Raw genomic sequence first — 12,653 nt, 5'->3', positions numbered from 1 at the left:
GAGTTTGGACCGGCTTTACGCAAAAGTTGCTCCCGCGACTCACACGGTGACAAATCGCGGGCATGAAAAAGCCGCCCTTGGGCGGCTTTTTCGCACAGGCCGGCTGTTACAGGCCGGACATGTGGTGAATCGCAGCTTTCAGCTCGTCATCGGAGCAATCAGCGCAGGTGCCCTTGGGCGGCATGGCGTTGATACCCGAGATGGCCTTGGCCAGCAGGCCGTCGATACCGCCCTGCTCTTTGGCACGCTTGCCCCAGTCAGCCTTGTCGCCGACTTTCGGCGCGCCCAGCAGGCCGCTGCCGTGGCAAGTGGTGCAGACCTTGCCGACAATCTCTTCGCCCGAACGCGGGGCACCGCCACCGCCGGCAGAAGCGACGGCACCAACGCCTTCGCATTCCTTGCCCTGGACGCAGACTTTGCCGACAGGTTCGAGACGCTTGGCAATGGCGTCATCGTTGGTCGCGGCCTGAACGCTCACTGCCCACAGGGCCAGTACGGCAGCTTGGGCTGCCAGGATTTTTCTAATCAGGTTCACCCTTTCACCCTCATCGTGGCTTATCACGCCCGGTCGCGGTGCAGTCACAGTCTCGGGCCGCGCGAGCGGGCGCAAGTATAACGGCAAAGCCGGGAAGCTCGAAACAATTGCACCCTCTAGCGGGGTCTTGCGGCATTAGGTCGCAGCGGGTCTGGCCGGTCCTACCGGCTGTTCAAAAATTTGCCGGTGTGGTCGCGCTGATCAGCCGAGCCGGGGCTTCGAACGGGTTGCGGAAGCGGTGCGGCTTGGTGCTGTCGAAATAGTAGCTGTCGCCGCATTCGAGGACGAAAGTCTCGTCGCCGACGGTCAGTTCCAGGCGGCCTTCGACCAAAACACCGGTCTCTTCGCCTTCGTGGGCGTACATGTCGTCACCGGTGTCGGAGCCTGGCGGATAGGTCTCGTCGAGCAGGGTGATGGCGCGGCTAGGGTAGTCCTTGCCGATCAGCTTCATGATGATCGAGCCGCTGGACAGGTCGCTGAGCTCGTCTGCCTTGTAGACCACAGGAGTGTTGCTGCTCTGCTCAAGATCGAGGGAAAAGAACTCGACCAGGGACATCGGAATACCACCCAGCACTTTCTTCAGCGAACTGATGGAGGGGCTGACGCTGTTCTTCTCGATCATCGAGATTGTGCTGTTGGTCACACCCGCCCGTTTGGCGAGTTCGCGCTGGGACAAACCTTTGAGCTTACGGATGGCTTGCAGACGAGCACCGACGTCCAAGGGTGGGGTCCTCCTTATTCTTGTGATCAGGCAGGCTCTGAAAGGCAGAACCCGCAACGGCTTGAGCCGAGCGGGTTCCAAGTGCCACGTATCATGGCAACACCGTTCAGTATTTACAACAGATCGCCCGTCGATCCTGCGCAAACTTTACGGGCGGTATCCGTCATTCGCCGCTATAGACCCGCGGGACGCGCTTGAGGTTGCAGAACAGCTGGTAGGGGATACTGCCGCAGCGGGCGGCGAGGTCGCTGGCTGGCACATTCGGGCCCCAGAGCTCGACGCGGCTGCCCAGGCCGGCAGCCGGCAGATCGGTCAGGTCCACGGTGAGCATGTCCATGGAAACGCGACCGATGATGCGGCTGGGCTTGCCGTCGATGAACACCGGGGTGCCGTCCGGCGCATGGCGCGGATAGCCGTCGGCGTAACCCATGGCGACCACGCCCACGCGCACCGGGCGGTCGGCGATGAAGCGCGCGCCATAGCCCACCGGCTCGCCGGCCGGCAGTTCGCGGATGCTGATGACCTGGGACTCCAGGGTCATCACCGGGCGCAGTTGATCGGCCAGCGGGTGTGCCTGTTCGAAGGGGGTGGCGCCGTAGAGCATGATGCCGGGGCGCACCCAGTCGCTGGGCACTTCGGACCAGCCGAGGATGCCGGGGGAGTTGCGCAGGCTGACTTCATGGCCCTGGCCCGCGACTTCGCGGACGGCCTGGAAAGCGGCGACCTGCTCCTCGGTGCGCGGGCAGTCAAGCTCGTCGGCACGGGAGAAGTGGCTCATCAGCACGACCTTGGCCACGTGGGGCAGCGCCTTCAGGCGCGCCAGCGCGGCGGCGTAATCCTGCGGGAAGAAACCGACGCGGTGCATGCCCGAGTCCATCTTCAGCCAGACGGTCAGCGGCTTGCTCGGGCGCGCTTGCTCGATGGCCTCCAGCTGCCAGGCCGAATGCACCACACACCAGAAGTCATGGGCGTCGATCAGCTCCAGCTCGCTGGCTTCGAAGAAACCTTCAAGCAGCAGGATCGGTGCGCGGATGCCGGCTTCGCGCAGCTCCAGCGCTTCCTCGATGCAGGCCACGGCGAAACCGTCGGCCTCACCTTCCAGCGCACGAGCGCAGACCACCGCACCATGGCCGTAGGCGTCAGCCTTGACCACCGCCAGCGCTCGGGCGCCGGTGACTTCACGGGCCAGGCGGTAGTTGTGGCGCAGGGCGGCGAGGTCGATCAGGGCACGGGCGGGACGCATGGCGAGGCTCTCTTAGAGTGGGTGGAACAGAAACGACGGACGAAAAAAACCCGGCGCTCCGGCCGGGCCACGCAAAACAGTCAGGGCAGTGCGGCGACGATGGAGACCTCGACGAGGATCTCCGGGTAGCACAGCGCCGCCTGGACGGTGGCGCGCGCCGGGGCGCAGCCCTGCGGGACCCACTGGTCCCAGACGCCGTTCATGCCGGCGAAGTCGGCAGCGACGTCCTTGAGGTAGATGGTTGCCGAGAGGATCCGCGACTTGTCAGTGCCGGCCTCATCGAGCAGACGCTCGATACTGGCGAGGACTTCGCGGGTCTGCTGCTCGACATCGGCAGTAAGGTCATCGGCTACCTGGCCGGCCAGGTAGGCCGTGCCGTTGTGGACGACGACCTGGCTCATCCGCTGATTAGTGTGCAGGCGCTGGATGGCCATTCTGTGCCTCCGAAGTGGAACCGTAGCGGGAGATGTCCAGGCCTTCGGTGCTGATCTGCGGGCGCTTCTTGGCCATCAGGTCGGCGAGATAGCGGCCCGAGCCGCAAGCCATGGTCCAGCCCAGGGTACCGTGGCCTGTGTTGAGATACAGGTTGCGGAAGCGGGTGCCCCCCACGATCGGGGTGCCGTCCGGGGTGGCCGGGCGCAGGCCGGTCCAGAACTCCGCCTGGCTGACGTCGCCGCCTTCCGGGTAGAGGTCGGTGGTGATCATTTCCAGGGTGGCGCGGCGACGCGGGTTCAGCGACAGGTCGAAGCCGGCGATTTCCGCCATGCCGCCGACGCGGATGCGCTGGTCGAAGCGGGTAATCGCGACCTTGTAGGTCTCGTCGAGAATGGTCGAGGTCGGCGCCATGTCCGGGTTGGTGATCGGCACGGTCAGCGAGTAGCCCTTGAGCGGGTAGACCGGGGCGTCGATACCCAGCGGCTTGAGCATCTGCGGCGAGTAGCTGCCCAGCGCCAGCACGTAGCGGTCGGCGGTGACCAGCTGGCCATCGACCCAGACGCCATTGATGCGGTCGCCGGCGAAGTCCAGGCGCTGGATGTCCTGGCCGAAGCGGAACTCCACACCCAAGGCCTTGGCCATCTCGGCCAGCTGGGTGGTGAACATCTGGCAGTCGCCGGTCTGGTCGTTGGGCAGGCGCAGGGCGCCAACCAGCTTGTCGGCGACCTTGGCCAGGGCCGGCTCGACGCGGGCGATGCCGGCGCGGTCCAGCACTTCATAGGGAACGCCGGTGCTTTCCAGGACGGCGATGTCCTTGGCGGCGGAGTCCAGCTGGGCCTGGGTGCGGAACAGCTGGGTGGTGCCCAGGGAACGGCCTTCGTAAGTGATGCCGGTCTCGGCGCGCAGTTCGTCGAGGCAGTCGCGGCTGTACTCGGACAGGCGCACCATGCGCTCCTTGTTCACCGCGTAGCTCTTGGCGTTGCAGTTGCGCAGCATCTGCCACATCCAGCTGTACTGGCTCGGGTCGCCGGTCAGCTTGATGGCCAGGGGGGCGTGGGTCTGCAGCAGCCATTTCATGGCCTTGAGCGGGATGCCCGGGGCGGCCCAGGGCGAGGCGTAGCCAGGGGACACCTGGCCGGCGTTGGCGAAGCTGGTTTCCAGGGCCGGGCCGGGCTGGCGGTCGACGACGACCACTTCGAAGCCGGCACGGGCGAGATAGTAAGCACTGGCGGTACCGATCACACCGCTGCCAAGCACCAGAACGCGCATCTTTGCCTCCTACGTCGCGCCAGGGGCGCGGACGTTTCTTATTCTGAACGTAGATGCGCGCAGTATAGGAAGTCAGGCTCAGCGATATTCACTGATTGCGATGCATGTTTTGACGAAAATTCCTGGCAAAAGTCGCTTTCACGGAGTGACATCCACCATGGTTGCGCTCATTTCACCCAAGACCGGATGGTCGAGGATCTGGCGAAAGTTTCATCAAGTCGAGAGGAAATAGCGAACAGGACGGTATTGACCAGAACTTCTCGCGCCAACCCCTTCACCAGCGGGAATTACCTGCTTTCGCCGAAGTATCCGTGACTCGCCGCCAGACACGGCGGCGAGCAGGGAAATCCCCTTGGCGCGCTTACTTGCGCACCCACTGGCCGTTGACCTGCACATACTGCCCCGAGGGCGTGCGCTCGATGGCCTTCTTGCCGGCCAGGGATTCCACGTCCTTGAGGGTGGCGCCACTCTGGCTGGCGACCTTCTGGTACTCGGCGCGGCGCGCGGCATTGATCTGCGCGGCGACTTCGGCGGCGTCACCGCCGTTCTTCACGACGCCCAGGTAACCGTCGGCCTGCTCGCCGACCAGCCCCTGGGACTTGGCGCCACCCAGCGCGGACATCGCCTGCTCCAGGCTCATGGCCATGACCGGCAGGCTAAGGCAGAGGGCGACCAGCGCGACGCCCAGTTTGCGGTGCAATCTCATGCAAAGACTCCTTATCAGAACAGGCCGCTGTTCTCGTTGATGATGCCGTCGAGCGCCTTGTCGACCTTGATATAGATCTCGTGCTCGATCTTCACGTTGAGGTTGATGTTGATCGGCTCCTTGGGAGCTGCCAGCTGCACGGTGGGCGTACAACCCTGGGCAAGGCCTGCCAGGAGCAGTAGTGCGAGTAGGGCGCGGAGGCGCATTTCAGGTTCTCCTTGCGGTCATGGCGCGGCGGCCGGGTCGTTGCGCAGGCGATCCTGCACGCGCTTGCGGATGGTGTCGCTGACCCGGTCGCTCAATTGCAGGCTGGTGAGCAGCTTGGGCACGTTCTCCTCCAGGTTGACGTTGAGGTTGATCGGCCGGCCCTGTTCCAGTTCGGGATTGCGCCCGCTCAGGCTCAGGGCGAGAAGCAATTTGCCGGATTCATCATAATCCACACGGCTGCTGAGCTTGTCGTAACGGAAATCGTCGATGGCCGTGGCCACCAGCTGCATGGCCGGGTTGCTCTGGCCGAGCGCCTGGATCTTCGCCGAGCGGAACTGCAACACGCCCGGTTCACGAGCCGCTACCTCGCCACCCTGGATGACCAGCTTGCCATCGTGGAGGCCGAGCGGCAGGTTGCCGTCGATGATCCCGCTACCGGACAGCCCTTCGGCCGGATAGGCCGCCAGAATCGCCTCCAGTGCCAACCCTTCCAGCTTCAGGGTAAGACCCTGGCCACGGGTGGAAAGATCCACGGTACCGGCCGGCAACCAGGCACGTCCGTTGAACAAGCCGAGTTCCGCCTGCTGCCAGTCGATCCGCCCAGCCAATGGCGCGTCCAGCGAAGCCTTGTAGCGGCCCTGCAGGGACAGCGGGCCGAGGGTGACGCCGGGGTTGAGCGAGGCGACTTTGACCTGCGGTAATTGCAGGTCCATCTGCGAGCCATTAAGGGCGAGCTTCGCCTGCAGGTCGAGGCCATGGACCTCGCTGCGGTCATAGACACCCTCCAGCCCGCTGCCGCGCAGATTCAGGTCGAAGCTCTGCGGCGCAGTACCCGGCGGCAGTCGCCAGTTCAGGTCGAAGCTCGCCTTGCCATTGTTCAGGCTGAGCAGGCCCGGCCAGTCGGCCAGGGACTTTTCCACCGGGTTGCCAGTGCGCAGGAAGAACTCCGCCTGCCGCGCGAGCAACGCGACGCCCTGCTTTGTCGAGTTATTCAGGTCGACCTCGGCATTCAGCCCGCCGCTGTTCAACAGGCGGCCCTTGAACTGCTGGGCGTCGAGGCTTGCGGCGAATGTACCCATCGCATTCCAGGACAGCGGTTTGACGTGGGGCTGACGCAGCTCGCCCACGGCCAGTTTCAGCGGGGCATTCAGTTGCAGGCTGACGGGCGCCTCGCTCGCATAGCCCAAGTTCAGCGTGCCTTTACCCAGATTAGCGACGAGCTTGCTGGCCTTGAGCGACTGCGGGCCGATCAGCGTGCCGACCTGCAGTTGCCCACCATCGGCCAGGTTGAAACTCGCCGACTGCTGATCCACCCGGGCGTCGAAGCTCAGGTCGACGCGGCTGTTATCACCGCGCAGGCCGGCCAGTTCCATATGCGGAATCTTGCCCTCCAGCCGTGAGTCATTCAGTTGCAACGCCAGCGGGGTCGCCTCCAGCAGGGCCACACGGGAGCGCAAGCGCAGGTCGGCGGCCCCCACGGCGCGCAGGTCGGCGCGTACGCTGCCAGTCTCTTCTTCTACCCCGGGCTCGAGGTGCAGCGTCAGGCGTGCCGGGCGCAAACCGACCGGCAGCGCCTGCAGCCAGTCGCCGTAGAGATCGGAAAGACGCAGGTCACCACTGATCACCGAGGGTCGCCAACCGATATCGGTGCCACTGGCAATCAGTCGCAGATCGCCCTGCAGGCTGCCCGCGCCCGGTAGCGGCCAGGGTTGCGGCAGTTGCAGGGACAGATCGACGCTGCCACGGCCATCGCGCAGGCCCGGCCAGTCCGGCCAGGCGGCGTCGCCGGCCAGTTGCGTGTCCCAGCTCAGGCGCAGGCGCCCGGCCTCGGGGATCGGCAACGGCAGGTTCGGCGTCGGCAGCCACATGCCCAGCCAGTTGCGCACTGCCTGCACCGGCGGCACGGCGGGGCTGGCGATGTTGCCGCTGAGCTGGCGGCTGGCCGGCGCCCAGCTGGAGTCCAGGGAAAGCAGCTGCTCGTTGTCCAGGTAGCTGTCCAGTTGCAGGCGCCACCGGCCATCGCCGGGTTGCAGCAGGCCGTTGAACGCCAGTTGCTGGCCGCCCTGGCGCAGCTCTCCGCCCAGCGCGGCGGCGCCGCCCTGGATCTGCTGCCAGTGCGCGCTGCCATTGAGGGTGCAGCGCTGCTCGCGGGCACAGGGCAGCTCGACAGCGATGTGCTCCAGCGCCAGCCGACCGGGCAGCAGGGCCAGCCAGCGGTTGAGCTGGGCAATATCCGGCAGCGCGGCGTCTTCCTCCAACGCCGCTTGCCCCGGCCATTGGCGTACATCGACGCTGCGGGCGCCCAGTTCCTTGAGCCGCCAACGCCCGTCTTCATGCTCGGGCCAACCGACGCGCAGGTCCTGCAGCTGGATCGCGAGTCGCGAACCGTCCGGTGTCTGGCGCTGGAGGGCCAGGCGCTGCAGCGCCAGGCCTTGCCGGGAGACGCCCAGGCCCTGCCATTGCTCGACGCTCACCCCGGCATTCGCCAACAGGCGCGGAACCGCCAGCCACACAGCACCGACCGCCATTGCCAGGAGCAGCAATAGCAGCAGGAGAACGGTGCGCCAGCGGGGAAGCGACATGCGAAAACCTCGGCGGAAAGCGGCCGGCCTCGCCGAAAGGGACGAAGCGTTGGCCTACAGGCTGGCCGTCCGGCGCGGGAAGTTCAAGGGATGCCAGTGATATTCCCTGCACAACCGACTATATTGCCGACATTCCCCCAAAGCTCATCGCTCGACTTCAGAGTCCTTCCCATGAGAACCCAGCATCAAAGCCGCCGCGAACTGGACAAGATCGACCGCAACATCCTGCGGATCCTGCAGGAAGAAGGTCGCATCTCCTTCACCGAACTGGGCGAACGCGTCGGCCTCTCCACCACGCCGTGCACCGAGCGCGTGCGCCGGCTGGAGCGCGAGGGAATCATCATGGGCTACAACGCCCGGCTGAACCCGCAGTACCTCAAGGCCAGCCTGCTGGTGTTCGTCGAGATCAGCCTGGACTACAAGTCCGGCGATACCTTCGAGGACTTCCGCCGCTCGGTGCTCAAGCTGCCCCACGTGCTGGAATGCCACCTGGTGTCGGGCCACTTCGACTACCTGGTGAAGGCGCGCATCTCCGAGATGGCCTCCTACCGCAAACTGCTGGGCGACATCCTGCTCAAGCTGCCCCACGTGCGCGAATCCAAGAGCTACATCGTGATGGAAGAGGTCAAGGAAAGCCTCACGCTGCCCATCCCCGACTAAATAGCCGGACTGATTTCCCGCCGTTCGCGGCAAGCTCGACCGATTTATTTACGACTTCCCAGCGCTTTTTCCGGCCAAGGCTATTGGCTGCGCGGGAAGTCGGCGTTTATCCTGCGTAAAATTTTAACAACACAAAAATCAGGATATCGCACATGAACGCCCGCGTTCACCAGCCGGTGCACACCGACCGCCACGCCCCGTCCTACTACGCCGCGAGCGTCAACCGCCGCCTCGAAGTACCGCCCCTGGCCGGCGAGGAAAAGGCCGACGTGTGCGTCATCGGCGGTGGCTTCTCCGGGCTGAACACGGCCATCGAGCTGGCCGAGCGCGGGCTCTCGGTGATCCTGCTGGAGGCCCACCAGATCGGCTGGGGCGCCAGCGGGCGCAACGGCGGTCAACTGATCCGCGGCGTCGGCCACGGCCTGGAGCAGTTCGAGCCGGTGATGGGCGCCGACGGCGTCCACGCCATGAAGCTGATGGGCCTGGAAGCGGTGGAGATCGTCCGTCGCCGCGTCGAGCAGTACACCATCGATTGCGACCTGACCTGGGGCTACTGCGACCTGGCCAACAAGCCCTCGGATGTCGAGGGCTTCCAGGAAGATTTCGACGAACTGAAAGGCCTCGGTTACCGCCACGAACTGCGCATGGTCCCGAAAGAGGATATGCGCTCCATCGTCGGCTCCGACCAGTACGTCGGCGGCATGGTGGACATGGGCTCGGGCCACCTGCACCCACTCAATCTCGCCCTCGGCGAAGCCGCCGCAGCGCAGAGCCTGGGCGTCAGGCTGTTCGAGAACTCTGCCGTCACCGGCATCGACTATGGCAACGAAGTGCGTGTGCGCACCGCCAACGGCAGCGTGCGCGCCAAGTCCCTGGTGATCGCCTGCAACGCTTACCAGAACCGGCTGAACCCCTATCTCGACGGCAAGGTACTGCCCGCCGGCAGCTACGTGATCGCCACCGAACCGTTGTCCGCCGAGCAGGCGCACGCGCTATTGCCGCAGAACATGGCAGTGTGCGACCAGCGCGTGGCTCTGGACTACTACCGGCTTTCCGCCGACAACCGCCTGCTGTTCGGCGGCGCCTGCCACTACTCCGGGCGCGACCCAGCGGACATCGCCGCGTACATGCGACCGAAGATGCTCAAGGTATTCCCGCACCTGGCGAACGTGCGCATCGACTACCAGTGGGGCGGCATGATCGGCATCGGCGCCAACCGCCTGCCGCAGATCGGTCGCCTGCCCGACCAACCCAACGTGTACTTCGCCCAGGCCTATGCCGGCCACGGCGTCAATGCCACGCACCTGGCCGGCAAGCTGCTCGCCGAGGCCATCGCCGGCCAGCAGGGCAGCGGCTTCGAGCTGTTCGCCAAGGTGCCGCACATCACCTTCCCCGGCGGCAAGCTGCTGCGCTCGCCACTGCTGGCCCTGGGCATGGCCTGGTACCGCTTCAAGGAAACCCTCGGCGGCTGACCGCCGCTACGCTCCAGCGGCTAGAATCTTCCGCAGCCCGTCACCGGCGGGCTTGTCGGAGACTCCTCTTTGCTTCCACGCCTGATCCTGCTGATCCTGCTGGCCCTGGGTGGCTGCGCCAGCGCGCCGCCGCCCGAGCCTTCGCACGTGCTGCCGGTGCAGGGCACCCGGCTGGACAACCAGATCAGCGAGCAGGCCGCCTCCCATCCCGGCCAGTCAGGCTTCCACCTGCTGGCCTCCAGCGTCGACGCCTTCCTCGCCCGCGCCGAGTTGATCCGCAAGGCCCAGCGCAGCCTCGACGTCCAGTACTACATCGTCCACGACGGCCTCACTACCCGTGCGCTGATCCGCGAGTTGCTACACGCAGCGGACCGCGGCGTGCGCGTGCGTATCCTGATCGACGACACCAGCAGCGATGGCTGGGACTACGAGCTGGGCGCCCTCGCCGCCCACCCGAACATCCAGGTCCGCCTGTTCAACCCCCTGCATCTGGGCCGCAGTACCGGCGTCACGCGCAACCTCGGGCGACTGTTCAACCTCTCCGAGCAGCATCGACGGATGCACAACAAGCTGCTGCTGGCGGACAACAGCGTGGCCATCGTCGGGGGCCGCAACCTGGGCGACGAGTACTTCGACGCCAAGGCCGAGATGAACTTCAGCGACCTCGACCTGATGGGCGTCGGCCCGGTGGCGCAGTCGCTGGGGCAGAGCTTCGACCAGTACTGGAACAGCCGCATCAGCCGCCCAATCGAGGACTACCTGTGGGGTGAGCCGGACCTCGACGAACTCAACCGCATGCGCCGCAAGCTGGATCACTACCTGGCGAAGGAGCGGGTGAAAAGCTCCAGCTACATTGCGCGGCTGAACCGCAACAGCGATCGCCCGCACCTGCAGAACTGGCTGGACGACCTGGTCTGGGCGCCGGGCAAGGCGGTCTGGGATACGCCACTGAAAGTGCTCGACCAGGGCGACCCGAAGGGTGAGCAGCTGCTCAGCACCCAGCTGCAGCCGCTGTTCGATGGCGTGTCGAAGGAGCTGATCCTGGTCTCGGCCTACTTCGTGCCGACCAGCGCCGGCGTCGACTACCTGACCCAGCGCGCGGACAGCGGCGTCAGCGTGCGCCTGCTGACCAACTCGCTGGAGGCGACCGATGTGCCCGCCGTGCACGCCGGCTATGCGCCCTATCGACTGGAACTGCTGGAGCACGGGGTGAAGCTCTACGAGCTGCGCGCCGATCCGGACCAGCGCCTGTCCGGGGCGCCATGGATGGTGCGCGGGTCGAGCAGCGCCAGCCTGCACAGCAAGGCGGCGGTGTTCGACCAGCAGAAAGTGTTCGTCGGCTCGCTGAACTTCGACCCGCGCTCGGTGCTGTGGAACACCGAGGTCGGCATCATCGTCGACAGCCCGGAGCTGGCCGATCAGGTGCGCCGCCTGGCGCTGGCGAGCATGTCGCCGAGCGTCAGCTACCAGGTGAAGGTCGCGCCGAACAGCGACCCGCCGAAGCTGGTCTGGATCGAGGAGCGCGGCGGCAAGCTGGTGGCGCTGGATCGTGAGCCGGGCAACGCCTGGCGCCGGCTCAACGCATGGATCGCCGGCGCCATCGGCCTGGAGAAGATGCTCTAGGAACGCTCCTGCTGCAGTTCGGCGTCGGTCGAGCGCATCACCGGCGGCAAGCCGCGCAGGCTCACCAGGATCACGAAGCCGACCGCCCCCAGCGCCATCACCAACGGCAGCGCGTGGCCGCTGATCCACTGGCTGGCTGCTCCCGTGGCCAGCGGCCCGATCAGGCAACCGATGCCCCACAGCTGGGCAATGTGGGCATTGGCGCGGACCAGCGCGTCATCGCGATAACGCTCGCCGATGAGGATCAGCGACAGGGTGAACAGCCCGCCGGCACTCGCGCCGAACAGCACCAGCACCGGCCAGATGGCGATGTGATGCAGCAGTGGCGGCATGGCCAGGCTACTGAGGAACAGCACGATGCCGCAGCCCTTGAACAGCGTCTGCCGCGAGATACGGTCAGCCAGCCAGCCGATGGGCAGTTGCAGCAGCGCATCGCCGACCACCACGGTGCTCACCATCGCCAGCGCCACCGCCTGGGTGAAGCCCTGCTGGATGCCGTAGACCGGCAGCAGGGTGAGGATCATCGCCTCGAAGCCGGCGAACAGCACCACCGCCCAGGCAATCGCCGGGAGCTGGCCGCAGAAGGCGAAAAGCCCGCGCCCGTTGGCGCTGTGCGGGTCGACCTTGGGGGCGCCGGTACGGCCGAGCAGCAGCAGGGAGCCGCCCACCAGCAGGCAGACGCTGAACCAGAAGCCACGGTTATCGGCGGTGCCGATGAAGGTCAGCAGCACCGGGCCGGACAGCTGGCTCAACGCGTAGCCGGTACCGTACAGGGCAACCAGGCGACCGCGCCATTTCTCGATGGCCAGCTGGTTGATCCAGCTCTCACCGAGGATGAACACGACGGTCAGTTGCACGCCGATCAGCAGGCGCAGGAACAGCCAGATCGGGTAGCTCTGCAGCAGCGCCAGCAGGCCGACCGAGAAGGCCCCGGAAAGCAGGCACAGGCGCATCAACAGCGGCGTGCCGACGCGCGCCGCGAGGCGCCCGGCAATCATCGCACCCAGCAGCACACCCACCGCCGGCGTGGACGCCATGACGCCGATGGCGAAGTTGCCATAGCCCCAGCCTTCCAGGCGCAACGAGACCAGCGGCATGGTCAGGCCCAGAGCCAGACCGATGCTGATCACGGCAGCACACACAGCAAAATATGGACCCCAACGCATTGTCTTTCTCCCGTTCCATCCGGAGCGCACGCCA

At 65.8% G+C, this 12,653-nt stretch carries 12 protein-coding genes; 3 read left to right on the top strand and 9 right to left on the bottom strand.

Annotated elements, in window-relative coordinates:
* Positions 1–106: 106 nt before the first annotated feature.
* The 8 genes from FAS41_RS24420 to FAS41_RS24385 form a co-directional block, all read right to left on the bottom strand.
* Positions 107–535: a c-type cytochrome gene (locus FAS41_RS24420; protein WP_338110203.1), complete on the bottom strand. Its 429-nt coding sequence runs from the start codon at positions 533–535 to the stop codon at positions 107–109.
* A gap of 172 nt (positions 536–707) precedes the next feature.
* Positions 708–1,256, bottom strand: a complete 549-nt coding sequence (locus tag FAS41_RS24415; RefSeq protein WP_024762080.1) for a cupin domain-containing protein — start codon at positions 1,254–1,256, stop codon at positions 708–710.
* A 163-nt stretch (positions 1,257–1,419) separates the two neighbouring features.
* Positions 1,420–2,499, bottom strand: a complete 1,080-nt coding sequence (alr, locus tag FAS41_RS24410; protein WP_138525950.1) for an alanine racemase — start codon at positions 2,497–2,499, stop codon at positions 1,420–1,422.
* 80 nt (positions 2,500–2,579) lie between these two features.
* A complete protein-coding gene (locus FAS41_RS24405; protein WP_138525949.1) occupies positions 2,580–2,933 on the bottom strand; it encodes a RidA family protein in 354 nt (117 codons plus the stop codon).
* Entirely contained in the window at positions 2,908–4,203 is a 1,296-nt protein-coding gene (gene dadA / locus FAS41_RS24400; RefSeq protein ID WP_138525948.1) for a D-amino acid dehydrogenase, read from the bottom strand. Before dadA ends, FAS41_RS24405 begins: the two co-directional genes overlap by 26 nt.
* A gap of 361 nt (positions 4,204–4,564) precedes the next feature.
* The gene (locus FAS41_RS24395) at positions 4,565–4,909 is read right to left on the bottom strand and encodes a YdbL family probable chaperone protein (protein WP_138525947.1); all 345 of its coding nucleotides are present in this window, start codon (positions 4,907–4,909) and stop codon (positions 4,565–4,567) included.
* 14 nt (positions 4,910–4,923) lie between these two features.
* A complete protein-coding gene (locus tag FAS41_RS24390; RefSeq protein ID WP_138525946.1) occupies positions 4,924–5,115 on the bottom strand; it encodes a YnbE family lipoprotein in 192 nt (63 codons plus the stop codon).
* 18 nt (positions 5,116–5,133) lie between these two features.
* Positions 5,134–7,698 carry an intermembrane phospholipid transport YdbH family protein gene (locus FAS41_RS24385; protein ID WP_138525945.1) on the bottom strand — a complete coding sequence of 855 codons (2,565 nt, stop codon included), beginning with the start codon at positions 7,696–7,698 and terminating at the stop codon, positions 5,134–5,136.
* 171 nt (positions 7,699–7,869) lie between these two features.
* Here FAS41_RS24385 and dadR point away from each other — a divergent pair, with 171 nt between their 5' ends.
* From dadR to FAS41_RS24370, 3 genes are all read left to right on the top strand, one after another.
* Positions 7,870–8,358 (top strand): transcriptional regulator DadR, encoded by a 489-nt coding sequence (dadR, locus tag FAS41_RS24380; protein WP_015479539.1) that lies wholly within the window; start codon positions 7,870–7,872, stop codon positions 8,356–8,358.
* A gap of 152 nt (positions 8,359–8,510) precedes the next feature.
* Complete coding sequence (locus tag FAS41_RS24375) at positions 8,511–9,830, top strand: NAD(P)/FAD-dependent oxidoreductase (protein ID WP_138525944.1); 1,320 nt, start codon at positions 8,511–8,513, stop codon at positions 9,828–9,830.
* 69 nt (positions 9,831–9,899) lie between these two features.
* The gene (locus tag FAS41_RS24370) at positions 9,900–11,453 is read left to right on the top strand and encodes a phospholipase D family protein (protein WP_138525943.1); all 1,554 of its coding nucleotides are present in this window, start codon (positions 9,900–9,902) and stop codon (positions 11,451–11,453) included.
* On the opposite strand, the gene FAS41_RS24365 is transcribed toward FAS41_RS24370, so the two are convergent.
* Entirely contained in the window at positions 11,450–12,619 is a 1,170-nt protein-coding gene (locus FAS41_RS24365; protein WP_138525942.1) for an MFS transporter, read from the bottom strand. The two genes, FAS41_RS24370 and FAS41_RS24365, sit on opposite strands and share 4 nt — an antisense overlap.
* Positions 12,620–12,653 lie beyond the last annotated feature (34 nt).

It is taken from the genome of Pseudomonas nicosulfuronedens (assembly GCF_005877905.1).
GTDB classification, from domain to species: domain Bacteria; phylum Pseudomonadota; class Gammaproteobacteria; order Pseudomonadales; family Pseudomonadaceae; genus Pseudomonas; species Pseudomonas nicosulfuronedens.
The sequence above is the reverse complement of the archived record's forward strand: the minus strand, read 5'-3'. Positions and strand labels throughout refer to the sequence as shown.